Origin of the sequence: Actinoplanes sp. G11-F43 (assembly GCF_050589265.1) — a bacterium.
Taxonomy (GTDB): Bacteria; Actinomycetota; Actinomycetes; order Mycobacteriales; family Micromonosporaceae; genus Actinoplanes.
Map to the genome: position 1 here is coordinate 18566 of NZ_JBNZCE010000014.1, position 24723 is coordinate 43288.

18 protein-coding genes and 2 riboswitches are annotated in these 24723 nt (G+C 70.4%); of the genes, 8 read left to right on the forward strand and 10 right to left on the reverse strand.

All coding sequences use genetic code 11. The features are described 5' to 3' along the window. Positions 1–14: 14 nt before the first annotated feature. The 3 genes from ACQ0O7_RS15400 to ACQ0O7_RS15410 all read left to right on the forward strand — a co-directional run bounded on the left by ACQ0O7_RS15400 (position 15) and on the right by ACQ0O7_RS15410 (position 5421). Positions 15–1424, forward strand: coding sequence for a glycoside hydrolase family 43 protein (locus tag ACQ0O7_RS15400; protein WP_430782734.1), 1410 nt, complete (start codon positions 15–17; stop codon positions 1422–1424). Further along, positions 1421–4672 (forward strand): discoidin domain-containing protein, encoded by a 3252-nt coding sequence (locus ACQ0O7_RS15405; RefSeq protein ID WP_430782735.1) that lies wholly within the window; start codon positions 1421–1423, stop codon positions 4670–4672. The genes ACQ0O7_RS15400 and ACQ0O7_RS15405 overlap by 4 nt, the downstream gene beginning before the upstream one ends. Before the next feature lie 140 nt (positions 4673–4812). Further along, complete coding sequence (locus ACQ0O7_RS15410) at positions 4813–5421, forward strand: M23 family metallopeptidase (RefSeq protein ID WP_430782736.1); 609 nt, start codon at positions 4813–4815, stop codon at positions 5419–5421. On the opposite strand, the gene ACQ0O7_RS15415 is transcribed toward ACQ0O7_RS15410, so the two are convergent. Both ACQ0O7_RS15415 and ACQ0O7_RS15420 read right to left on the reverse strand, forming a co-directional pair. Next, positions 5413–6990 (reverse strand): glutamate synthase-related protein, encoded by a 1578-nt coding sequence (locus ACQ0O7_RS15415; protein WP_430782737.1) that lies wholly within the window; start codon positions 6988–6990, stop codon positions 5413–5415. The genes ACQ0O7_RS15410 and ACQ0O7_RS15415 overlap by 9 nt on opposite strands. Before the next feature lie 35 nt (positions 6991–7025). Next, on the reverse strand, positions 7026–8267 hold the full coding sequence (locus ACQ0O7_RS15420; RefSeq protein WP_430782738.1) for a metal-dependent hydrolase: 1242 nt from the start codon (positions 8265–8267) through the stop codon (positions 7026–7028). 137 nt (positions 8268–8404) lie between these two features. Next, a riboswitch (glycine riboswitch) is annotated at positions 8405–8501 on the forward strand. Continuing rightward, a riboswitch (glycine riboswitch) is annotated at positions 8502–8593 on the forward strand. Between the two features lie 28 nt (positions 8594–8621). On the opposite strand from ACQ0O7_RS15420, the gene ACQ0O7_RS15425 reads away from it, so the two are divergent. After that, entirely contained in the window at positions 8622–9914 is a 1293-nt protein-coding gene (locus ACQ0O7_RS15425; protein WP_430782739.1) for an L-serine ammonia-lyase, read from the forward strand. A 201-nt stretch (positions 9915–10115) separates the two neighbouring features. Here the strand turns inward: ACQ0O7_RS15425 and ACQ0O7_RS15430 are convergent, their stop codons facing one another. Both ACQ0O7_RS15430 and ACQ0O7_RS15435 read right to left on the reverse strand, forming a co-directional pair. Beyond that, a complete protein-coding gene (locus tag ACQ0O7_RS15430; protein WP_430782740.1) occupies positions 10116–12878 on the reverse strand; it encodes a S8 family serine peptidase in 2763 nt (920 codons plus the stop codon). A 68-nt stretch (positions 12879–12946) separates the two neighbouring features. Then, complete coding sequence (locus ACQ0O7_RS15435; RefSeq protein WP_430782741.1) at positions 12947–13786, reverse strand: NmrA family NAD(P)-binding protein; 840 nt, start codon at positions 13784–13786, stop codon at positions 12947–12949. Positions 13787–13940: 154 nt separating this feature from the next. Here ACQ0O7_RS15435 and ACQ0O7_RS15440 point away from each other — a divergent pair, with 154 nt between their 5' ends. After that, the gene (locus ACQ0O7_RS15440; protein WP_430782742.1) at positions 13941–14849 is read left to right on the forward strand and encodes an AraC family transcriptional regulator; all 909 of its coding nucleotides are present in this window, start codon (positions 13941–13943) and stop codon (positions 14847–14849) included. A gap of 31 nt (positions 14850–14880) precedes the next feature. On the opposite strand, the gene ACQ0O7_RS15445 is transcribed toward ACQ0O7_RS15440, so the two are convergent. Both ACQ0O7_RS15445 and ACQ0O7_RS15450 read right to left on the reverse strand, forming a co-directional pair. Further along, positions 14881–15120: a hypothetical protein gene (locus tag ACQ0O7_RS15445; protein ID WP_430782743.1), complete on the reverse strand. Its 240-nt coding sequence runs from the start codon at positions 15118–15120 to the stop codon at positions 14881–14883. Between the two features lie 55 nt (positions 15121–15175). Next, positions 15176–15670: a CAP domain-containing protein gene (locus tag ACQ0O7_RS15450; protein WP_430782744.1), complete on the reverse strand. Its 495-nt coding sequence runs from the start codon at positions 15668–15670 to the stop codon at positions 15176–15178. 193 nt (positions 15671–15863) lie between these two features. Between ACQ0O7_RS15450 and ACQ0O7_RS15455 the strand changes: the two genes are divergently transcribed. Together ACQ0O7_RS15455 and ACQ0O7_RS15460 are read left to right on the forward strand one after the other, a co-directional pair. Continuing rightward, positions 15864–18206: a glycoside hydrolase family 65 protein gene (locus tag ACQ0O7_RS15455; RefSeq protein WP_430782745.1), complete on the forward strand. Its 2343-nt coding sequence runs from the start codon at positions 15864–15866 to the stop codon at positions 18204–18206. Between the two features lie 76 nt (positions 18207–18282). Next, complete coding sequence (locus ACQ0O7_RS15460; RefSeq protein ID WP_430782746.1) at positions 18283–18852, forward strand: hypothetical protein; 570 nt, start codon at positions 18283–18285, stop codon at positions 18850–18852. A 50-nt stretch (positions 18853–18902) separates the two neighbouring features. Here ACQ0O7_RS15460 and katG read toward each other — a convergent pair whose 3' ends face one another. From katG to ACQ0O7_RS15475, 3 genes are read right to left on the reverse strand one after another with little or no spacing between them, the layout of a single operon-like run. Beyond that, a complete protein-coding gene (katG, locus tag ACQ0O7_RS15465; RefSeq protein WP_430782747.1) occupies positions 18903–21131 on the reverse strand; it encodes a catalase/peroxidase HPI in 2229 nt (742 codons plus the stop codon). Between the two features lie 30 nt (positions 21132–21161). Beyond that, complete coding sequence (locus ACQ0O7_RS15470; protein WP_430782748.1) at positions 21162–21584, reverse strand: Fur family transcriptional regulator; 423 nt, start codon at positions 21582–21584, stop codon at positions 21162–21164. 60 nt (positions 21585–21644) lie between these two features. Further along, positions 21645–22568: an AEC family transporter gene (locus ACQ0O7_RS15475; protein WP_430782749.1), complete on the reverse strand. Its 924-nt coding sequence runs from the start codon at positions 22566–22568 to the stop codon at positions 21645–21647. 77 nt (positions 22569–22645) lie between these two features. On the opposite strand from ACQ0O7_RS15475, the gene ACQ0O7_RS15480 reads away from it, so the two are divergent. Beyond that, positions 22646–22990, forward strand: a complete 345-nt coding sequence (locus ACQ0O7_RS15480; RefSeq protein WP_430782750.1) for a hypothetical protein — start codon at positions 22646–22648, stop codon at positions 22988–22990. Between the two features lie 4 nt (positions 22991–22994). Here the strand turns inward: ACQ0O7_RS15480 and ACQ0O7_RS15485 are convergent, their stop codons facing one another. Next, complete coding sequence (locus tag ACQ0O7_RS15485; protein WP_430782751.1) at positions 22995–24512, reverse strand: serine/threonine-protein kinase; 1518 nt, start codon at positions 24510–24512, stop codon at positions 22995–22997. Between the last annotated feature and the right edge of the window lie 211 nt (positions 24513–24723).

Sequence of the window (24723 nt, forward strand, 5' to 3'; positions counted from 1 at the left end):
AAAGGCAGTCGCCGATGTCACCGAGGAGATGGCTGGCCGCCTCGTGCGCGCTGGTCACCGCTGCCGCCGCGGTAGCGATCGCCACCGCGGCACAGGCCGCCAACCCGATCATCACCAGTATCTACACCGCCGACCCGGCACCCCTGGTCGTCGGCAACACCATGTACGTCTACGCCGGCCGGGACGAGGCGCCCACCGGTAACAACAACTTCCTGATGCGTGAGTGGCACGTGCTGTCGTCCACCGACGCGCAGAACTGGACCCACCACGGCGCCCGCGCGAACATCGGCACCTTCTCCTGGGCCGGCGCCGACGCGTGGGCCGGCGAGGTCGAGCCGCGCAACGGCAAGTACTACTGGTACACCTCGGTCAACGGCAACGGGCCGGGCTGGATGAACATCGGGGTGGCGGTCGGCGACAGCCCGCTCGGCCCGTTCACCGACGCCAAGGGCGGACCGCTGATCAGCGACAGCACCGCCAACTCGTCGGGACTCAACATCGATCCGACCGTCTTCGTCGACGACGACGGACAGGCCTACATGTACTGGGGCGGGTACTGGGCGCCGCGCGCGGTCCGGCTCGCCTCGAACATGATCGACACGGTCGGGCCGGTGGTCACCCCGCAGGGACTCACCAACTTCTGGGAGGCCCCGTGGATGTTCAAGCGCAACGGCCTCTACTACATGATGTACGCGGCCAACGACACCGGTGGATGCGTCACCAACTCCAACTACGCCTGCCAGCGGTACGCCACCGCGACCAGCCCGCTCGGCCCCTGGACCCACCGGGGTGTCGTGCTCGGGCAGGTGTCGTCGACCACCAACCACGCGGGAGTCGTCGAGCTGAACGGCCAGTGGTACATCGTCTACCACACCGCTGACGCCCCGGGCGGTGGCAACTTCCGCCGGTCGGTGGCGGTGGACAAGCTGTACTTCAACGCGGACGGCACGATCCAGCGGGTCATCCCGACCACCGGTGGCGGCGGCGGGAGCGGCACCAACGTGGCGCCGTCGGCCACCGCGTCCACCTCGTACGTCTCGTCGTGGGAGAGCCTGGCGGCGATCAACAACGGGGGTACGCCGGCGAACTCCCAGGACCGGTCGAACCTCGCCTACGGCAACTGGCCGGAGCAGGGCACGCAGTGGATCGAGTACCAGTGGCCGGCCGCGCGGTCGCTGAACCGCAGCTCGGTCTACTGGTTCGACGACAACCAGGGCATCGATCTGCCCGCCTCGTGTCAACTCCAGTACTGGAACGGCAGTCAATACGTCAACGTGCCCGGTCAATCCCCCTGCGGGGTGGCCGGCGACACCGAGAACCCGATCACCTTCAACACTGTCAGCACCACCCGGTTGCGGCTCAACATCACGTCCCGCACCGGCCTCTCCACAGGCGTGCTCGAGTGGAAGGCGTTCCAGTCGTGAACCGGCGGCCGTGGGCGTACCTGATGGGCGTGGTCCTGGTCGTCGGTGGGGTGGGGGTGGCCAAGCCGGCTCTGGCCGCGCAGACCATCGGCTATCCCACCTTCGGTAACACCGGTTCGATCCCGGCGCCGCCGGTGGGGTACACGACCGGGGACACCATGAAGGCGATCTACGACGCGGAGAGCGCCGGCACCGACTTCTGGATGGACCGGCTGCTGGCCCGCACCGGCAACGACCCGGCCGGCACCTGGCTGATGACCCGGGGCCGGGCGGCGTACATGAACACGCACAACCCGGCAGTGATCGGTTTCGGCGGGAACGCCGCCTACTGGGACAACATCAGCAGCCAGAACGCCTACGCGATCACCGCCTCGCCGGGCACCTTCACCGAGCAGGCCGGGCAGCGCCGCCAGACCCCCAGCCACTGGCGCAGCGTGCACACCAGCGGATCGATGCGGCTGGCGGTCACCAAGTTCATCACCACCAACAACGTGCTGGTCACCAACGTCGCCGCGAGCAACAACGGCACCGCGTCGACCACCCTGAACCTGTCCGCCACCTCGCCCTACGCGACCACCGTCAGCGGCACCGAACTCACCGGCACCCGCGCGGTGAAGAACAACCTGACCACCCTCTACCCGCGGCTCTCCGGGGACGGCTTCACCGCCGCCGGCGGGGCGCTGAGCCGATCGATAACGGTCCCGGCCGGGGCCACGGTCACCGTCAAGGTGCAGCTCGGCATGGTCGCCAACGAGATCCCGGCGTCCCGGACCGACTACGACGCCTACCGCACCCGTACGCCCGCCGACGCGTTCGGCGTGCACGTCCGGGAGTACAACAAGTGGTGGGCCGACAACGTCCCCTACATCGACGTGCCGGACGCCGCGATCAAGAAGAGCATCTACTACCGCTGGTGGCTGATGCGCTACAACCACCTGGACGCCGACATCCCCGGCCAGGACTTCCAGTTCCCGCAGTCGATCGAGGGCGTGACCGGCTACAACAACGCGATCGCGCTGACCCAGCCGATGCACATCGACGACCTGAAGTACCTGCGCAGCCCGGAGTACGCCTACGGCAACTACCTCGCCGTCGGGCAGTACTCGGCGAACGGCCGGTTCGTCGACAACCCGGGCGACCCGGAGAACTGGTCCAACTCGTACACCCAGTACATCGCCGAGGCGGCCTGGCGGGCCTACCAGATCCACGGCGGCCAGCCGGCCATGCTGCCCAACTTCGCCCGGTACGCCGAAGGTGACGCGAAAGGCCAGCTGGCCACCTACGACACCAACAACAACGGCGTCATCGAGTACGACTGGGGCGCGATGACCGGCAACGACGCCGACGCCGTCTCGTTCCACTGGCGGGCCGGCAACCTGGACCGGGCCGAGACCGCGTACGTGTGGACGGCGGCGATCGCGGCACGTGACGCGTACACGTTGATGGGCAACACGGCGAAGGCGGCCGAGATGCAGACGCTGGCCGACCGGATCCGCAACGGGGTGATCAACACGTTGTGGAACCCGTCCCGGCAGCTGCTGGAGCACAAGCACGTGGCGACGAACACCCACGTGCCCTGGAAGGAGATCAACAACTACTATCCGTACGCCGTCGGGCTGATGCCGAACACCGCCCAGTACCGGGAGGCCCTGCGCCTCTACGCCGACCCGGCCGAATACCCGATCTTCCCGTTCTACACCGCCAACCAGAAGGACAAGGCGGCATCGGCGACGGGCAGCAACAACTTCTCCACCATCAACTCGACGGTGCAGTTCCGGCTCTACTCGCAGGTGCTGCGCAACTATCCGAACAGCTGGATGGTCAACGAGGACTACAAGAAGCTGCTGTACTGGAACGCCTGGGCCCAATACGTCAACGGTGACACCAACTGGCCGGACGCCAACGAGTTCTGGGCCGACTGGAACGGCAGCGCCATCACCTACCGGTCGTGGATCCACCACAACATCCTCGGCAGCAGCAACTGGACCGTCATCGAGGACGTGGCCGGACTGCGGCCGCGCACCGACACCACGATCGAGCTGTCCCCGATCAACATCGGCTGGAGCCACTTCGCGGTCAACAACCTGCGCTACCGCAACGCCGACCTGTCGATCGTCTGGGACGACCCGTCCGACGGCGTGACCCGCTACCCCGGGGTGCCGCAGGGCTACTCGATCTTCCTGAACGGGACCCGGGTCGCGACCCTGAACAGCCTGGTGCCGTTCACCTACAACCCGGCCACCGGCGCGGTCACCAGCACCGGGACGGTCGTCCACAACGCCGCCTTCCCGACGCTGCGGGCACCGCAGAACGTGGTGCAGAGCAGCTCCCGGATGGTCGACGTGTTCGGCAAGGCCGGGGTCGACCTCACCTCCACCCGGCCCAACCTGGCCTCCGGCGCGACCGTCACCGCGTCGTACACCACGTCGGGCACCGCCACCTCCGGCATCGTCGACGGCCTGCCCACCAGCGCGCCACTGTGGGGCAGCTTCGGCAGCGGCAACACCACCGACTGGGTGGAGTTCAACTTCGGAACCAGCCGTACGGTCGACGAGGCCTGGATCTACTTCCGCAACGACCGGGCCGGCAACCGCTACCGGCCGCCCAGCGCGTACAACGTGCAGTATTGGAACGGCAGCGCCTGGGTCAGCACGTCAAGTCAGGTCAAGACGCCCGGCACGCCACAGGCCAACTTCAACAAGGCCACATTCACCCCGGTCAGCACATCACGGCTGCGCCTGCAGTTCACCCAGCCGTCCGGTGCCCCCAAGACCGGGCTCACCGAGGTGAAGCTCTTCGGCCAGGGCACCGTCCCGGCGAATCCGAACCTGGCCGCGACGGCGACCCCGAGCGCGTCCTACACCTCGGCCTGGGAGAGCGTGGCCGCGATCAACGACGGCATCGACCCGCCGTCGTCCAACGACACCGTCAACCCGCGCTGGGGCACCTGGCCCGACCAGGGCCAGCAGTGGGCCGAACTGACCTGGCCGGCGGCGCAGACGGTGGGCTCGGCACAGGTCTACTTCTTCGACGACGGGCAGGGCATCGACCTGCCGGCGTCGTGGAGACTCCAGTACTGGAACGGCAGCGCCTACGTCGACGTGGCGGCGCCGAGCGGATACCCGGCAGCCGCGAATCAATACAACAACGTCACGTTCACACCGGTCGCCACCACACGATTGCGGGTGGCCCTGACCAGCGGCGCGGCGTCGGTGGGGCTGCTGGAGGTGAAAGCCTTCGCCTCCTGAGGTGAAACCGATCGACCTGCTCGGAACTCCGCCGTCCGGCACACACCGGACGGCGGAGTCCGGTCCGTGGCGCCGGGACCGGGCGGACCCACCGGACCGGCTGCCCGGGCCCGCTTGCCCGGCTCTGAAATGATCAGACAGTGACCGAGCGCCGCCCCGTACCGTTGTTCGCCGGGGCCGCCGTGACCGTCGCCCTGGCCGCCGCCGCCGTGTTCGTGCTGACGACGCCGCGGGAGCCGGGGCCGCGCCCGGCCTTCCAGCTGCCGGTGGCCTGTGACGAGACCTGGATCCTCGGCACCTATCCGGGCCACGACGACTTCGACATCGACTTCTTCCCGTCCCGCGGCAAGGCCTGGGGTCGGCCGATCCTGGCGTCGTACGCCGGTGAGGTGATCGAGTCGGGCATCAACGGCACACTCGGCGAGCGCACCCCGGACAACCCCGACGGCCCGATCGGCACCGGCGCGGGGTACTGGGTGAAGATCGACCACGGTGGCCTGTGGACCACCCAGTACCTGCACATGCTCGAACCGCCGACGGTCAGCGAGGGCCAGCGGGTCGAGCAGGGGCAGCAGCTCGGCCGGATCGGCAGCACCGGCAAGTCGGGCGCACCCCACCTGCACTACGAGCAGCGGGCCGCCGGAGAGAAGATGGAGGCCTGGTTCGCCGGTGTCCCGTCCGGCATCACCTCCGACGACCGGGAGTATTCGGTGCGGCGCACCAGCACCAACTGTGTGCCGTCAGAGTGAGGCCGCGGCCGACGGGGGAGCGCTGCCCCCTTGCGGTTCGGTCGCCGTCATCAGCTCGATGATCGCCCTACGGTCGGTGTCCGAGGGCAGGCCCCAGCCGGGCTGGTAGTCGTACACCCGGTCCAGGGGTGTCGCCCCGGTCCGCCCGTCCAGGATCTCCACCGAGCCGGTGTCGATGAGCCCGGGATGCTCGACCCCGCACGCCTCGGCGACCTTCAGCAGGTCACGCCGCAACGTCTTGATGTAGTTGGCGACACGAACCGACTTGAGGTGCGGATCCAGTCCACGCGTCAGCCATCTGTTCTGGGTGGCCACCCCGGTCGGGCAGGTGTCGGTGTGGCACTTCTGCGCCTGGATGCACCCGATCGCGAGCATCGCCTCGCGGCCCACGGTCACCATGTCGACGCCGAGCGCGAACGCGACGATCGCGTTGTCCGGCAGCCCGAGCTTGCCGGAGCCGGCGAAGACCACCTTCTCGGCCAGGCCCCGTTCGGCGAAGAGCCGGTACACCCGGGCGAACCCGATCTGGAACGGCAGGGACACCGTGTCGGTGAAGATCAGTGGCGCGGCGCCGGTGCCGCCCTCACCGCCGTCGATGGTCACGAAGTCCACACCCCGGCCGGTGGTGGCCATCAGGTCGGTCAGTTCCTCCCAGAACCCCAGGTCACCGACGGCCGACTTGATGCCGACCGGAAGGCCGGTCTCGGTGGCGAGCAGTTCCACCCAGTCGAGCAGGCTGTCGGTGTCGGAGAACTCGGCGTGCCGTGACGGGCTCACGCAGTCCACGCCCCGCGGGATGCCCCGGGTCTCGGCGATCTCCGCGGACACCTTCGCCCCGGGCAGCAGTCCACCGAGGCTCGGCTTGGCGCCCTGGCTGAGCTTGATCTCCAGGGCCCGCACCGGCGCCGACGCCACCGCGTCCTTGAGCCGCCGCAGGTCGAAGCGGCCCTGCTCGTCACGGCACCCGAAGTAGGAGGTGCCGATCTGGAAGATCAACTGCCCACCCATCCGATGGTACGGCGACAGCGCGCCCTCCCCGGTGTTGTGCAGGCACCCGGCCAGCTCGGCGCCACGGTTCAGCGCCTCGATCGCCTTGCCGGAGAGCGAACCGAAGCTCATCCCGGAGATGTTGACGACCGAGTCGGGGCGGAACGCCTTGACCCGCCGGCGTGCCCCACCGAGCACCTTCGCGCACGGGACGTCCGCCTCCAGCCCGGCCGCCGGGTGCGATCGGGGCACGGCGCGGCCGAACGTACGGTGCTTGATGATCGGGTAGCCGGCGGTGTACTCGATGTCGTTGTCCGTACCGAAGCCGAAGTAGTTGTTCTCCTTCTTCGCCGAGGCGTAGACCCATCGGCGCTGGTCACGGGTGAACGGCCGTTCCTCGTCGTTGCCGGCCACCACGTACTGCCGCAGCTCCGGCCCGATCGCCTCGATCAGGTAGCGGCCGTGCCCGAGCACCGGGAAGTTGCGCAACAGGGCATGGTCACGCTGGAACAGATCCCGCACGGCCACCGCCGCGACGGCCGACACCGCGGCGGCAGCGGCCGCCCGAACACCTCGACTCATGCCCCGGATGTGCCCCGTGGCCCGGAACCCAACCCTCACGGACCGGTGAGCAGGTCCTCCCGCGGCGGCGTCCACGGCGCCGGGAGCATCGGGCACTCGTCGCGTCCCGGGCCCACCTCGACCTCGGCCATCCCCAGCCCCGGCTCGCGGTCGTAGCGCAGGTCGCCGGCCACCCAGCCGTCGCCCCGCGGGATCGCCCACGGCGCGCGGGCGAACTGCAGCAGCGCGCCGACGGCACAGTACTCGGAGGCGAGCGCCGCCAGCCGCCCGGCCGGGACGGTGACCTCGCCGGCCCAGACGATCTCCTGGTCCGGGGCCGCCGCGACCGGGCTCAGCGCAACGGTCGTCGCCCCGCTCGTCGGGTACAGCCCGGCGCACCGCGCGGCCGGAATCCAGCCCGGCGCCAGCGAATGAAAAGCCCGTCGCACGGTGTACGTGTCCGTGGTCCGCCGAATCGCCAGCACCTCGCGGCAGACCGGGTCGGCCGGCATCGGGGTGAGCACGACGTCGAGCGTGCGCTCCGCCGGGAACCGGTCCGCCAGCAGTGCCTCGATCCGGTTCTCGGCGGTCCGGGCGGTGATCACGAACGTCGCGGTGAGGCCCAGCCAGACGGCGATCCCGGCGGACAGCGCGACCCGTGCCGGCGCGAACCGGCTGAGCGCGGCGAGCCCGGCGGTCTGCACGGTGAGCAACGCCGCGAACGAGGCCGGCACGAAGCCGGTGAACCAGCTCAGCCCGATCCCGGCGGTGAGGACGAGACCGATCAACACCTTTGCGGTACGCCCGGGCAGCACGAACAGCAGCGCCGCCGAGCAGGCCCAGAGCAGGGGCTCGACGATGAAGACCGAATCGCCGTAGTACCAGCGGTCGTCGAGCGGCCAGAACGGGTGCACACCGTAACTGTTGGTGAAGTCGAGCCCGATGTGCAGCAGTGGCGCCAGGATCGACAACCCGGCCAGGAACCCGATCTCGGCCCGCCCCGGCCGCACCTCACGAAACCGCCACCACAGCATCGCCACACCGAAGATCACTATCGACAGCCCGAACGCGCCGAGCACGGTGTGCGTGTGCCCGCGGTGGTGCAGCAGGTAGTCCAGGGTGCTCCCGGCCCAGCCGGTGTAGATCACATCGGCGTCCGGGAGGTTGCCGCCGACCGCCATGACGGTGATCGCGATGCCGCGCCGGGCCCGGTCGCTGAGGATCGCGGACGGCGGAACGGTCCGGTGCACCGCCTCACCGACCAGGACGCTGATCAGCGTGTGCGTCAGGTTGTCCATAGGGATCACGAGCATAACCACCCCACGTCGGTACGAGGGGAGAGTCCGGCAGCCGGGTGTGTCCGGATCCGGCTTTCGTGGGTGGCCCTCGGCGGGGGCACCGGGTAGGGTCCGGGGACACAATCGAAGAAGCCGTGACGACCGTCGCGGGAGAGTCCCCGCCGGCACCGGTGGGGCGCCGAAGGAGCAACTTCTCCCTCAGAATCTCTCAGGCCCACGTACCGCAACGGTCAGGCGACTCTGGAAAGCCAGCCCTCGGAGGCTGCGCCCAAGGTGCAAACCGCGACGCGGTGAAGCTCTCAGGCACCCATGACAGAGCGGGGGAGGCCCACCTCGCTAAGGAGCCTCCCTGCCATGGCCGTGTCCGTTTTCGATCTGTTCTCCATCGGTATCGGCCCGTCCAGCTCACACACCGTCGGGCCGATGCGCGCGGCGGCCCTGTTCGCCGCCCGCCTGCCCAAGGACCGGGTGGGCACCGTCCGGGCCGAGTTGTTCGGTTCGCTGGGCGCCACCGGTCACGGGCACGGCACCCCGCGCGCGGTGCTGCTCGGGTTGATGGGCGAGAACCCGGAGACCGTCGACACGAGCCTGGATCCGCAGGTCGACGATTTCACCGTCGACATGGTGCTGCACCGTCGCCGGTCACTGCCCGAACACCCCAACGGCATGATCTTCACGGCGTTCGGTGACGACGGCGCCGAGTTGCTGCGCAAGACCTATTTCTCGGTCGGCGGCGGGTTCGTCACCGGCGACGTCACCGCGTCGGCGGTACGCCCGAAGCAGCCACCCGTGCCCTACCCGTTCCTCTCCGGTGACGAGCTGCTGGAGTCGACCCGCTCCACCGGCCTGTCGATCTCCCGCCTGATGCTGGCCAACGAATCGGCCCGGCGCGCGGAGGCCGAGGTCGGAGACGGGCTGCTCGGGATCTGGCGGGTGATGAGCGACTGCATCGACGCCGGGCTGGACGCGGAGGGCGTACTCCCGGGTGCTCTGAAGGTCCGCCGCCGGGCCGCCGCGATCGCCCGGCAGCTGCGGGCCGCGGGCGACCCGGCCGCACACGCCATGGAGTGGCTGACCGTCTACGCGATGGCGGTGAACGAGCAGAACGCGGCCGGCGGCCGGGTGGTGACCGCCCCGACGAACGGCGCGGCCGGCATCATTCCGGCGGTGCTGCGGTACTACCTGGACTTCGTGCCCGGCGCGTCACCCGACGGCGTGGTCCGGTTCCTGCTGGCGGCGGGCGCGATCGGCCTGCTGTTCAAGGAGAACGCCAGCATCTCCGGCGCGGAGGTGGGCTGCCAGGGCGAGGTGGGTTCGGCGTGCGCGATGGCGGCGGCCGGGCTGGCCGAGGTGCTGGGCGGCACTCCGGAGCAGGTGGAGAACGCGGCCGAGATCGGCATGGAACACAACCTGGGCCTGACCTGCGATCCGGTCGGCGGCCTGGTGCAGATCCCGTGTATCGAGCGCAACGGGATGGCCGCGGTCAAGGCGGTCACCGCGGCCCGGATGGCGCTGCGCGGCGACGGCCGCCACCACGTCTCCCTCGACAAGGTCATCAAGACCATGAAGGAGACGGGTGCCGACATGAAGATCAAGTACAAGGAGACGTCACGAGGCGGCCTCGCCGTCAACGTGATCGAGTGCTGACGGTCAGGTCACATGCTGCACCGGAGTCCGATCACGGCGCTGGGCCGATGTGACGGCACCGGCCCAGCCGAACCCCCACGGCTCGCCGGCCGGAAAGGTGTCGCATGGCGGAGCGGCCCGGCACGGGCCGGACCGCTGTGGTGCCGGCCGCCTGACGGGCTTGTGCCCCCGGGCGGATGAACCCGGGGGCACAAGCAGGGGTCAGGCCGGTTCGAAACCGGCGATGTGCAGGGTGAAGGCCCGCAGCGAGCCGGTGTCGGCGCTGGCGCTGTCGGTGACCTTGAGGGTCCAGGGGCCGTCCGCCGACGACGCCCGCAGGGTCGACAGTGCGACGTCCGGCCGCCAGGTGCCGGTGAACGGTGCGTTCGCCGCCGTCACCGACGAGAACGGGGCCGCCGCGCCGTCGTCGAACACCACCTGGCACAGGTTGTTGCCGCCTCCGCCGTCGCGGGCGAACAGGGTGGCCGCCCGGCCGTCGGGTGCGGTCAGCGTGGCGACCAGGTCGCCGGCCCACGAGTGGTCGAGGCCGACGGTGGTGGCGCCGGTGGCGGTGGAGCATTCGGTGCCGTCGATGGAGAGGGTGAGTGATGACGCGTATCCGACACCGCTGACGTCGACCGTGGCCGTCGCCCCGGCCGGGTCGTTGTCCGGGATCGGGACGACCGGGCCGGTGTAGGCGAAGTCCCGGACCGTCGTCGACGCCTGCCCGGTCGGCACGAGCACGGTGCTCGTGGTCGGCGACAGCACGCCGGCGAAGGTGGCCCGGACGGACAGGGCGACCGGTCGTCCGAGCGGGTACCCGGCGGCCAGCTTGAGGGTGAAGTCCCTGGTCTTGGAGGCTCCGGCGGCGATGCTGCCGTACGACCGGGAGCGTGGGGTGACGGTGGCTCCGGCGTGGTCGGTGTCGACGACCACGCTGACGCCGGTGGCCGTACCGTCGCCGACGTTCTCGGCCGGCAGGGTGACCGTGCCGGATTCGCCGGGCTCCAGGTAGGCGTCGCCGTCGCCGGTGGCCGGCGTGACCGCCGGTTCACCCGGCCGGACCAGGGGTTGCGGGGTGGCTCCGGTGTTGCGCAGCACCAGGTCGGCGCGGATCAACCCATTGCCGGTACGGGCGTCGTACCCGCTCGGTGTCAGGTCGAGTGCGGTGCCGGTGAGGCCGGCCCGGATCTCGGCGTTGGTCAGTCCGGGGTTGCCGGACAGGGCCAGTGCGGCGATCGCGGCGGCGTGGGGCGCGGCGGCCGAGGTGCCGAAGAACCGCTCGAAGCCGGGCACCGTGGTGACCACCCCGTCGGCGGCGGTGATCTCCGGTTTGACCCGCAGCGAGCCGCCGGTGGCGGTGTAGTCGCCGGGGGTGATCGGGGTGCCGTCGGCCTGGTAGAACACCCGTCGGGGCCCGTCCGAGGTGAACCGTTCGGGCAGCTGCTGCCGGGTGAAGACGTTCGGGTACGGTCCGGTCGGGTTGGGCGGGTCGCCGGCTTCCAGGGCGAACGGCAGCGGGTCCTTGGCCGGGGCGGCGGCCACCGAGAACGCGTTCACCGCGGCGCTGTGCCCCCGGGTGACGCCGGGGGTGGAGAAGCCGGTGAAGCGGCCCCGGAACACCGAGAGCTGCAGGTACCGGTCGGCGCCGGCGTATTTGACGACGGCCAGTTTCTGGCCGGTGCCGGCCCCGGTCTGCAGGATCTCGAACGGGTCGTCGTCGCCGTCCTGGGTGTCCTGGGAGAAGTCGGTGACGTTGCCGGCCGCGTTGAACAGGTACAGGTCGTAGTCGTTGGCCGAGCCGAGCAGCGGGTCGGCCCACCACAGGGTGGTCACCCGGCCGGCGCTGTTCGGGGTGAGGCCGTTGAAGACCTGCACCCCGGCGCCGGGGTCGAAGTCGTGGGCGTCGCCGGCGAACTTGCCGACTCCGATGCCGGAGTCGGTGAAGTCGCCCTCCCAGTTGCCGGAGGTGCCGTCGATGGTGTTGCCCTCGTTGCCGGCCGAGCTGAAGTAGAACGCCCCGTCGGCGGTGACCGCGTTGACCGACTGGGCCGGCAGCCCGTCCTGGAAGGGGCTCTCGTGGTAGTAGACGACGTCGTCGACGATGATGTCGCAGCCTCCGGTGAACCGCAGGTCCCGGATGTTCTGCGCGAAGCTGGCCTCGCTGGTGAAGGCGGTGGCGAAGCCGAGGCGGGCGTTCGGCACCAGGTCGTGGATGATCTCCAGCATGGCGGTGCCCTCGTCGCCGGAGCCCTCCTGGCCACCGAGCACGTCGACGTCGGCGGGCAGGTCGCCGCTGGCCTGTGAGGCGGCGAGCGAGTCCACGCCGTCGGACAGGGCGCAGACCTTCACCCCCACGCCGGTCACCTTGTGCCTGGTCCGGGCGGTGTCGGCGGCGTGCACCCGGTCACCCTCGGAGGTGAGTTCACCGGCTGCGGCGGCGATCTTCGGGGTCACCTTCGCCGCCCGTACGGCGGTGTCGATCCGTTGTGCCTTGTCCTGTTTGCTGTCGGCGGTGGGCCGCTGGGTCTGCCGGCCGCTGATCAGCCCGTGTTTCCTGGTGATCGTGGTGACGTCGGACCAGCCGGCGATCGTGGGCAGGGCGGTGACCGGCGCCTCGACCAGGACCGTGCCGGTGCGCGCCGACGGGAATCGGACTCCCGCGCCGGCCGCCCGCAGCCGGCCGAGCAGGCCGTCGTCGACCTTGGCGGCCCGGATCTCCACCTCGGTGGTGCCGGACTTGGAGACCTCGACGCCGGTGGTGAGCGCGGGCAGCGCCGACGCGGAGATCCGTCCGGTGCGCTTGCGGAGTTCGATCGCGAGGTGGCTGTCGAGTTTGCGTTCGACCGGGGTCAGGGATTTCTTGAGCTGCTGGAGCGCGGCGATCTGCGTGTAGGCGCGGGTCGCCGCGTCATCCGGGGCCTTGGCGTGGGCGGCGGTCGCGGTGAGTGTCAACGTCGCGGCCGCCGCCATGGCGATGGACATGCGGAATGCGTTCAATGTCGAGTTCCCCCACTGACACCTATCGATTCGATGTCTGTGGATGCTATCGACTACGAAATCAATCCCGATAGAGTTTCGTCGATGCGAGTGGTGGCGTGGTGGCTGCGGTCACCGCGGGGCACGAGCACGCCCCGTTCCGTCGCCTCGTAGAGTTCCACCAGCTCGGCGGCGAGGCCCGGTGGCATGCCGGCGTCCACCCAGGTCGGGATCCAGGCCTCCCGGGGTACGGTCACCACCTCCAGCTTCCGGCCGAGCACCGCGCCCAGCGCCTCGGCGACCTGCCGCTCGGTGTACTCCGGCGCCGTCAGGTCCACGACCTCGTCCCCGGCCGGCGGGTGGAGCAGCGCCTGCGCCACGGCGGCCCCGATGTCCCGGGTGGCCACCATCGGCACCGGCACGTCGGCCGACGCGCCGAAGACCGGGTAGATCCCGGCGCCGGTGGCCGGGGCGAGGACCTCCTCGACCTTCTCCTGGAAGTGCGGCGAGCGGATCGCGGTGACCCGGGCGCCGGTGTCGCGCAGCAGGTTCTCGAAGTGGTGCAGCCAGCGGACCGGCCCGGTGCCCTCGGGCAGTTCGGCGCCGTACGAGGACAGCGCCGCCACGTGCCGGACCCCACTGTCGGCGACCGCGCCGGCGATCGTGGCGGCCAGCCGCCGGTGGTCGGTGTCGTCCCCGGCCGGGATGGTCGGGAGCAGCACGAACGCCCCGGTGGCTCCGGTCAGGGCGGCGGCGAGCGCGGCCCGGTCGGTGAAGTCGGCGACCGCGGCCTCGGTGAATCCGCCGCCGCGGGTGGCGTCCCGGACCACCGCCCGCACCGGGTGGCCCGCGTCGCGCAGTGCCCGGGCGGCGGCCCCGCCGACGTGGCCGGTGACTCCGGTGATCGCGTACATGGTGACCTCCTCGTTGTGGTGTGCCTCCAGTCAAGTGGGAGAGAGTGAGACGATCCATGTTCGACAGGCTCGTCCACATGTCCAGGCGTCTTCGGTTCGCGTGCCGATCCGTGGCCCGAATCGAGCCACGGATCGGCACACGAACGGGGAGACCATGGATCCACTCGGCAACCTGCTGGACGGGGTACGGGCACACACCGCCGCCTTCTGCCGGGTCGCGCTCACCCCGCCCTGGGGACTGCGGATCGACGACCAGGCACTGCTCGCATTCGCCAGCCCGGTGCGCGGGCACGCCTGGGTGGTGTTCGACGACGGCGAGGCGGTGCGGGTCGAGCCCGGGGGAGTGGCGATCGTGCGCGGCCCGGAGCCGTACACCGTCGCCGACGCGCCCGGCACCCGCCCGCAGATCCGGGTCCTGCCCGGCAACCGCCTGATCACCGTGGACGGTGTCGAGCTGACCGCGCGCGACGTCAAGTCGAGTACCGGGCCGACCATCCTGGCCAGCGGCACCTACCAGGTGGCCGGGCACGTCAGCGCCCGGCTGATGGCCCTGCTGCCCCGGGTGGTGCACGTGCCGCGTGAGCGGATCGACTCGCCGCTCACCGATCTGCTCGCCGCCGAGATCGACCGGGACGAACCCGGCCAGCAGGTGGTCCTCGACCGGCTGCTGGATCTGGCGCTGGTCGCGGTGTTACGGGTGTGGCTGGGGGAGCAGGAGGGCTGGTACCGCGCGTACGGCGATCCGCTCGTCGGCCCGGCTCTGCGCCTGGTGCACGACGATCCGGCCCGGCCGTGGACGGTCGCCGGGCTGGCCACCGCGGCGGGGGCGTCCCGGGCCGCGTTCGCCCGCCGGTTCACCACCCTGGTCGGCCAGCCACCGATGACCTATCTCACCCACTGGCGTCTCGACCTGGCGGCCGCGGCCCTGCGCGGCGGCGATGCCACGGTGGCCTCGATCGCGCGGCAGGTGGGATACGCCAACGCGTTCGCCCTGACGGTCGCCTTCAAACGGGTCCGCGGCACGTCCCCGAGCGCCTACCGAAGCAGGGCCGGCCACCCGTGAGGGTGACCGGCCCGTGCGAGGAGGTGGAGCGTCAGCGAACCCGGTCCATCAGGCGCTGCCAGCGGCTGCGCGGCTTGCGCGCCTCGACGATCTTCCGGCCGCCGATCACGCTGCCGGCCGCGACGGCGGCCAGACCCAGCGCCGCCACACCGGCGGCGACGGGACGCTTGCGCGCCAGCTTGACCGGCGAACCGTTCGCGGTGATGTCCGTGCTGTCGGAGCCCGTCGCGATGTTCGGCCGCGCACCGACAGTGCTGTCGTAGGTGGTCATCGTAAAGGCCCTTCCGTCGTTTCTCGGACGCCCTCTACTTGCCCACTGATTGACTTCAGAAACCGAAGTCCTGCGTGTAGTACGGGGTACCGCCGGCCGCGAACACCACACCGACCCCGACCGTCTTCGACTTGCAGTTGAGGATGTTGGCGCGGTGACCGGGGCTCTTCATCCAGCCGTCGACCACGGCGGCGGCGTCCCGGTAGCCCCACGCGATGTTCTCGGCGGACGGGTTCGAGAACCCGGCGGCCTTGACCCGGCTGACGAAGCGCGAGCCGCCCTTGCCGGTGTGCGAGAACTTGCCGGTCTGCGCCATCCACGCGCTGTGCCCGCGGGCGGCGGTGGTCAGCTGCGCGTTGACCTTGAGCGCCGAGCAGCCGCGCTTGACGCGCTCGGCGTTGACCAGCTTGTTGACCGTGGTCTGCAGCGCCACCTCGGAAGCCTTCGCCGGAGCGGCCTGCACGGGAGACGCGGTCATCGTGGCGGCGCCGAGAGCGGCGACCGGGGCGAGGAGGGCGGTCACGGCGAGGCGGCGAAGAAGCTGGCGCAAGAAGTCGTCCTTCCGAAGTGTGATCCCGCTGCGGTGCGGGCTCACCTTTGACTTCGGCGACGGCCGGGAACCGGTGATCGCAGACTCGGTGCGTGATCGTTTCCGGTCGGTTGCCGGAGAACCCGCGGCGGGACCACCGCTCAGGAAACTGCCAGTTTCCCCACCCGTACCAGGGGTTACCGACTGAGACGTGATGAGAGTCGAGCCCTGGCAGCTGCACGAAACCCACCTCGACCTGACCCGCCTGGCCCAGACCGAGTCGGTGTTCGCCCTGGCGAACGGCTACCTGGGCCTGCGCGGCAACCTGGACGAGGGCGAACCGCACGAGATCTCCGGCACCTACCTCAACTCGTACTACGAGGAACGCCCGCTGCCCTACCCGGAGGGCGGCTACGGATATCCCGAGCAGGGCGAGACCGTGGTCAACGTGACCGACGGCAAGATCATCCGGTTGATGGTGGACGACGAGCAGTTCCACGTCGAGCGCGGCACCCTGCACTCCCACGAGCGGACCCTGGACATGCGCTCCGGCCTGCTGTCGCGCGACGTCGACTGGGAGTCCCCGGCCGGCCGCCGGGTGCGGATCCACAGCGAGCGTCTGGTCTCGCTGACCCAGCGCGCGGTGGCCGCGACGGTCTACGAGGTGGAGGCGGTGGACCACGAGGTCCGGATCACCGTGCAGTCCGGGCTGGCCGCGAACGAGGAGCAGGTCAAGGTCTCCGACGACCCGCGGGTGGCCGCCGCGCTGAAGGATCCGCTGGTCGCGGTGGAGCAGGACACCGAGCAGCACGGCGCGGTGCTGCTGCACCGGACCCGCCGCAGCGGTCTGCTGATGGCGGCCGGCATGGATCACGTGGTCGAGGCGCCGACCGACTACCAGGAGGAGACCGACGTCCGGGAGAACTGGGCGAGGACGACGGTGGTCACCGTCCTGCCGCCGGGCGGGCGGTTGCGGATCGTCAAATTCCTGGGGTACGGCTGGAGCCCGGCCCGCTCCACCGAGGCACTGCGTGATCAGGTCGCGGCCGCGCTGAACACCGCCCGCTATTTCGGCTGGGACGGTCTGGTGGCCGAGCAGCGGGCCCGGCTGGACGACTTCTGGGACGCCGCCGACGTGGAGATCGACGGCGATCCGGCTCTCCAGCAGGCGGTCCGGTTCGCCCTGTTCGAGGTGTTGCAGGCGGGGGCCCGTACCGAGCGCCGGGGTATCCCGAGCAAAGGCCTGACCGGTCCGGGGTACGACGGCCATGCCTTCTGGGACACCGAGGGTTACATCCTGCCGCTGCTGATGTACACCGCTCCGGAGGCGGCCGCCGACGCGCTGCGCTGGCGGCACGACATCCTGCCGGGGGCCCGCCGCCGGGCCGAGATGCTGGGCCTGTCCGGGGCGGCGTTCCCGTGGCGCACCCTGAGCGGCAGCGAGTGTTCGGCGTACTGGCCGGCCGGCACCGCGGCCCTGCACCTGAACGCGGTGGTGGCGCGGGCGGTGGACCGCTACCGCCGGGTGACCGGGGACGGCCGGCTGGAGGTGGAGGGCGGCCTGGAGATCCTGGTGGAGACGGCCCGTCTGTGGGTGTCGCACGGCCATCACGACGCCGGCGGGTCCTGGCACGTGGACGGGGTGACCGGCCCGGACGAGTACAGCGCGGTCGCCGACGACAACGTCTTCACCAACCTGATGGCGGCCCGGAACCTGCGGGCGGCCGCGGACGCCTGCGCCCGGAACCCGGAGCAGGCGGCCGAGCTGGGCGTCGGGCCGGACGAGCCGGACACCTGGCGGGCGTGTGCGAACGCGGTGCACATCCCGTACGACGAACGCCTGGGTGTGCACCCGCAGTCGGAGGGCTTCACCAGGTACGCCCCCTGGCCGTTCCCGGACGAGAAGCCGGACGGCCCGCTGATGTTGCAGGCTCCCTACTTCCAGCTGTACCGCCGTCAGGTGTGCAAGCAGGCCGATCTGGTGCTGGCCATGCACTGGTGCGACGACGCGTTCACGCCTGAGCAGATGGCCCGCAACGTCGACTACTACGAGCGGATCACCGTACGGGATTCGTCACTGTCCGCCTGCACCCAAGCCGTCATGTGTGCCGCGGTCGGTCATCTGGAGCTGGCCCACGACTACGCGTGGGAGGCGGCCATGGTCGACCTGCACGACCTGCACGGCAACACCCGCGACGGCCTGCACATCGCCTCGCTGGCCGGCTCGTGGTCGACGATAGTGGAGGGGTTCGGTGGGCTGCGCGAGTGTGAGAGCGGCCCGGCGGTGATCGCGCTGGCACCCCGGTTGCCGTCCGGGATCAGCCGTCTGCGGTTCAACCTGCGGCACAGCGGCCTGCGCCTGTGGGTGGAGGCGGATCACGAGGTGACCCGGGTCGGTCTGCGTGACGGCAGGGACGGGCGACTGCCGATCCTGTTGTACGGCGAACCCGTCGAGGTCACCGCGGGTGAACCGGTGACCCGTCCGGTCGTACCGCTGGATCCGCTGTTGCCTCCGCCGCAGCAGCCGCCGGGCTACGCACCGCGCCCGCGCGCCTGAAATAATCCAAAATGTCGAAAAAGTCCCTTGCGGGCCACCAGACTGGACCGGAGCCCGATCCAGAGAAGGTGAACACATGAAGTCCATCGCCATCGCCCTAGCCCTGGCGTTGACGCCGACCGCTGCCGTGGCCGCCCCGAGCCGGGGCGCCATCGACTTCGAGGAGACGTCCCGGTTCAAGATCCGCAACGTGGTGATCGACGGCCGGAGCGACGTGATCAAGGTGCAGAAGGGTGGGACGTACCGCGTCGCCATGGAGGTCCTGCACGACTGCGGCTTCTGCGGCAACGCCGTCAACCAGGTGATCGTCGGCCTGGCCGGCCAGGACCGGGCGCAGGCCTCGGTGTGGAACGGCAAGCAGCGCAGCGGGGGCGGCGCCAAGCGGGTGAACGGCGCGGTCGCCGAGGACAACCCGGGCCCGGCGCAGTGGGTGGGTGTCGAGTTCGACATCACCGTCCCGTCCGAGCCGGGCCCGCACGCGATCCGCGCCCGGTACGCCCAGAACTACTACGGCCGACTGCTCACCGCGGAGGGCCGGGCCATCGCGCAGCAGGAGTACCCGGACACGCTCGGGTGGTGGAAGGTCGACCGCCCGAACGGCCCCGACGTGAAGTCGACGATCGGCTACGTGATCGTTGTTCCGTAAGAGAGCCGAACCGGCCCCGGGGGAGACCCCGGGGCCGGTCAAAGAAACCGTCAGACCAGGTCGAACCGGTCGTTCTCCATGACCTTCACCCACGCGGCGACGAAGTCGTTGACGAACTTCTCGGTCGCGTCCGAGCTGGCGTAGACCTCGGCGAGGGCCCGCAGCTGCGAGTTCGAGCCGAAGATCAGGTCGACCGCGGTGGCCGTCCACTTCAGCTCGTCGGTGGCGGCGTCGCGGATCTCGTACACGTGCTCGTCCGTGCCGGCCTTCCAGGTGGTCCCGGGCGAGAGCAGGTTGGCGAAGAAGTCGGTGGTGAGCGCACCCGGCCTGCCGGTGAGCACACCGTGGTCGCCGCTGACGTTGTTGCCGAGCACCCGCAGGCCGCCGACCAGCGCGGTCATCTGCGGCGCGGTCAGGTTCAGCATGTACGCCCGGTCGACGAGCAGCACCTCCGGCTGGTTCTTCTCGCCCGGCCGCAGGTAGTTGCGGAACCCGTCGGCCCGCGGCTCCAGCACCCGGAACGAGTCGACGTCGGTCTGCTCCTGGGTGGCGTCGGTGCGGCCCGGGTGGAACGGGACGGTCACCGTGACACCGGCCTCGGCGGCGGCCTTCTCGACGGCCGCCGAACCGGCCAGCACGATCAGGTCGGCGAGCGAGACCTGCGCGCCACCGGCGGCGTTGAACTCGCGCTGGATGCTCTCCAGGGCGTCGATCGTCGCGATGACCGGCTGGTTGACCTCCCACGAGCGCTGCGGCTCCAGGCGGATCCGGGCACCGTTGGCGCCACCGCGCTTGTCGGTGGTGCGGAACGTCGCGGCCGACGCCCACGCCGCCGACACCAGGTCGGCGGTGCTCAGGCCGGACTCCAGGACCTTGGCCTTGAGCGCGGCGATCTCGGCGTCGCCGATCAGCTGACCCTCGACGGCCGGGACCGGGTCCTGCCAGAGCTGCGCCTCCGGCACCCACGGGCCGAGGAAGCGGTCGACCGGGCCCATGTCACGGTGCAGCAGCTTGTACCACGCCTTGGCGAACGCGAGGGCGAACTCGTCCGGGCTCTCCAGGAACCGGCGGGAGATCTTCTCGTACGCCGGGTCCACCCGCAGCGACAGGTCGGTGGTCAGCATCGTGGGCAGGTGCTTCTTCGCCGGGTCGTGGGCGTCCGGGACGATCGCCTCGGCGTTCTTGGCCACCCACTGCTTCGCGCCGGCCGGGCTGGTGGTGAGCTCCCACTCGTACCCGAAGAGGATCTCGAAGAACCGGTTGCTCCACTCGGTCGGCTTGTCGGTCCAGGTGACCTCGAGGCCGGAGGTGATGGTGTCGCCGCCCTTGCCGGAGGCGTGGGTGCTCAGCCAGCCGAGACCCTGGGCCTCGATCGGGGCGCCCTCCGGCTCCGGGCCGACGTGGCCGTCCGCCGGGGCCGCGCCGTGCGCCTTGCCGAAGGTGTGCCCGCCGGCGATCAGGGCGACGGTCTCCTCGTCGTTCATCGCCATCCGGCCGAAGGTCTCCCGGATGAACCAGGCGGCCTGCAGCGGGTCGGCGCTGCCGCGCGGGCCCTCGGGGTTGACGTAGATCAGGCCCATCTCGGCCGCGCCGACCTCGTCGGTCATCGAGGTGTCGCTCAGGTACCGCGCGTCACCCAGCCAGGTGTCCTCGACACCCCAGGAGATCTCCTCCGGCTCCCACACGTCGGCACGGCCGAACGCGAAGCCGAAGGTCTGGAAGCCCATCGACTCCAGCGACACGTTGCCGGCCAGCACCAGCAGGTCGGCCCAGGAGATCTTCTGGCCGTACTTGGCCTTGACCGGCCAGAGCAGACGGCGGGCCTTGTCCAGGTTGGCGTTGTCCGGCCAGCTGTTCAGCGGGGCGAACCGCTGGTTGCCGTCACCGGCGCCACCGCGGCCGTCGTGGATCCGGTAGGTGCCCGCCGCGTGCCAGCTGAGGCGGATCATCAGGCCGCCGTAGTGACCGAAGTCGGCCGGCCACCAGTCCTGCGAGGTGGTCAGCACGGTGACGATGTCGGCCTTGAGCGCCTCGACGTCGAGCTTGGCGAACTCGGTCGCGTAGTCGAAGTCGGCGCCGAGCGGGTTGCCCTTGGCCGAACGCCGGTGCAGCGGCGCCAGGTCGAGCTGGTTGGGCCACCAGTCCTTGTTGGTGCGCGGGCGCGCGACCGCCGGGGTCGGCGAGTCGATCGCCGGGTTCTCGCTCTCGCTGCCGTGTGCGGTCACCGAGTCGTGCGCGACCGGGCAGCCGCTCTGCTTCGGGTCCTGGTTGTCGCTCATTCGTTTCCTTCCGAACTGTGCCGGTTCGTTTCAGGGGGTGATGCTGACGCAGGCGGGGCAGAAGCCCCAGTAGACGACCTCCGCCTCGTCGACCACGAACCCGTGATCGTGGGAGGCGGTCAGACAGGGGGCTTCTCCGGTGGCGCAGTCGACGTCGGCGATGGCGCCGCACGAACGGCACACGACATGGTGGTGGTTGTCGCCCACCCGCATCTCGTATCGTGCGGTCGCGCCGGCGGGCTGGATGCGCCGCACCAGACCGGTGTCGGTCAGCGCACGCAGCACATCGTAGATCGCCTGATGGGACACGGTGGGGAGATCCGCTCGCACCAGGGCGAGCACCGTGTCGGTGTCGACGTGCGGATGCTCGCTGAGTGCGGTGAGCACCGCCAGCCGGGGACGGGTCACGCGCAGCGAGACAGCCCGCAGTCGTGACTCGAAGTCGGCCGTCATGCCGCAGACCATAGCGTGCTTTTCTGGAATAGTTCCAATTTACGCGCCGAACACGCTCGCTCAAGTGAGAAAGACCGCAGCCACGATCATGGCGAGCGCCGAGGCGAGGGTGGACAGCACGACCACGTCCCGGGCCAGAGTCTCCGACTGCCGGTACCGCAGCGCGAACACGAACACGTTCTGGGCCGTGGGCAGCGCCGACGTGATCACCGCGGCGAAGATCTGGGCCTGGTTCAGATCAAGGACGAACATCCCGATGACGTACGCCAGCAGAGGCTGCACGATGATCTTGAGTGCTACCGCGAGATACCTGTCGGGTGACTCCGGCCCCGCCCGCAACGGCCGCGCACCCGGCAGCGACATCCCGAACGCCAGCAGTGCGGCGGGCACCGCGGCCGCCCCGACCAGGTCGAACGGCTCCAGCAGCAGGGCCGGGGGAGTCCAGCCGGAGGCCGCCACCGCGATGCCGGCCGCCGACGCGATCATCAGCGGGTTGCGCGCCGGCAGCGACAGCAGCCGTTTCACCGACAGCCGCTCCCGCCCGCTCGCCAGATCCAGAACGGTCAGCGCGACCGGCGCGTACAACAGCACCTGGAACAGCAGCACCGGCACCACGAGAGAGACGTCGCCGAGCACGTACGCCGCGATCGCCAGACCCAGATTGCCGGCGTTGACGTACGACGCGCCCAGCGCCCCGATCGTCGCCCGCGCCCTGTCCCGCCGCCACACCAGCTTCGCCACCAGCACGTACAGCAGCGCCACCAGCACCGTCGACACCACGAACGCGACCAGTGACCCGGAGACGATCCGGTCCAGGCTGGTCCGGCTCAGAGTGGCGAACAACAGCGCCGGCGTGGCCACCGAGAACACCAGCCGGGCCAGCACCCGGGGTGCCTCCTCGCCCAGCACCCGGCCGCGCGCCAGCAGGTACCCCAGCGCCGCGATCAGCCAGATGGTGGTGAAACCGCTCAGTACCGCACTCATTCGGGTGATCATGCCGGGCGGCCACGAGCGCCGGTCGTCTACCCTCGGGGCAACTTTGACCGACGGGGATGTCTTCGATGCTGCGACGGTGGCCTGTGACGGCTGCGGTGATGACGGTGCTCGCCTCCACCACGGGGTGCACCACCGAGAGAGCGGCGGCGGCCCCGGAGACCGCCGGCCCGGACACCTTCGTCGGCGTGGTGCGCGCCCAGCTGCCGGACATCGCGGCCGGCCGCACCGACGACCAGATCCAGGCCATCGCCGACACCGCCTGCGCCGGCCTGACCGCCGGCAAGACCGGTGACGCGATCGTCGACACCACCCGTGAGCTGGGCACCGATCACGCCACCGCCCGCGAGCTGATCAAACTGGCGATCGACCGGACCTGCCTGGACCAGGCCCCGCGCGTCGACGAGTTCTGATCGCTCAGCCGCCCGGCGACGGTGAGGGTAGCGGCCCCCGGTCCACGAAACTGAAGGTGGTGGCCGGCTCGAAGTCACCAAGCACCTCGATGAAGAACTCCTTGCGCTCGGCGCTCCACTCCAGGACCCCGTGCGTCTCGCTGGAGATCCAGTAGGTGGGCCGCCCCTGGTCGTCCTTCTCGCCGGTCGGCGCCGTCCGGAACAGGGTGCCCTCGGCGGGATAACACTCGGCGGGCACGATGGTGGAGGCCGCGGTCAGGCTCAGCTTCACGCCGAGGCAGGAGCGAGGCGAATCCGGATCGCTCAGATACTGGATCATGAACTCGACACCGGCCGGGATCAGCGCGAACTCCGACTTGGCCCCGGTGCCGTCACCCACGGTCAGCTCCTCGTAGTCCGACTCCATCGCCATGTCCCGGTCGATCTCGGCGAGATGGATCAGCGTCCTGCGGGCACCCCGGAAGATCGCCTGGGTCTTCTGCTCGGCAGACAACGACTGCTGGACCGTGGGCCGGGCCGAACTCCCCGACGGGACCGGGCCGGTCGCCTGACCGTCGTCGTGCGGCAGGTAGCGGACCGCCGTACCGACCCCGGCGGCGGCCAGGACGGCGATCGCTGTGGCGGCGACCACGACCGTACGGCCGCGGCGGGGTCTTCCGCTCCTCTGGGTTGCGCCCGTGCGCTGCGAGGCGGCGATCATCGGTCCCGGAGCGTCCCCGGCCAGCAGCAGATCCAGCAGCTCACGGGCGGTCGGGCGGTCGGCCGGGTCCTTCGCCAGCGCCCACCCGACCGCGCCGGCCAGCGCCCCCGGCAGCCCCGACAGATCCGGCTCCTGGGTGAGGATGCGCATCGCGGTGGCCGGCGCCGACTCGGCCGCGAACGGGGTCTTCCCGGTAGCCGCGTACGCCACCACCGCACCCCACGCGAAGATGTCAGCCGCTGCCGTCACCGGCCGGCCGCCCACCGGATCGAAACGCTCCGGCGCCATGTAGGCGACCGTCCCCACCATCTGATCGGTACGGGTGTGCTGGCTGGTCGCCTCGAACGCGCGCGCGATCCCGAAGTCGATCACCTTGATGCCACCGCGGGCGAACAGCACGTTCCCCGGCTTCAGATCCCGGTGGATCACCCCCGCGCCGTGGATCGCGCCCAGCGCCGTCGCGATGCCCACCGCCACCCCGTGCAGCGCGGCGTCCGACAGCGGACCCTTCTCCCGCACCTCGGCGGCCAGACTCGGCCCGTCCACATACTCCACCACCAGGTACGGCGGCTCATGATCCGGATCGGCGTCCAGCACCTCGGCGGTCGAGAACGGCGGCACCTGCTTAGCCCGGTTCACCTCACTGCGGAACCGCCCCCGGAACTCCGGCTCGTGCGCGAACTCCGACCGCACCATCTTGATCGCGACCAGCCGCCCGTCCGGCCCGCGCCCCAGATAGACGGTGCCCATGCCGCCCTCGCCGAGCCGCCCGACCAGCTCGTACGCCCCGAGTCCGGCCGGATCGCCCGGCCGTAGCGGCATGCTCATCTGTCTCGCGCCCCCCATCCACACCGCCTGCCGGAACCCGGCAGTCTACTCAAGGTCATCACCGTTGCTGAGGTCCGCCTTACGACAGTTCCGCTGTCATCGGCCCGACCGGTGTCCGGCCCTGACCGGCCGACACTGTGGTTTCCGTCCGAGGCCGTCGATCAGCAGTGTTTCCGGAGGTGGTCCGGTGTTCGACCCGGCCCTG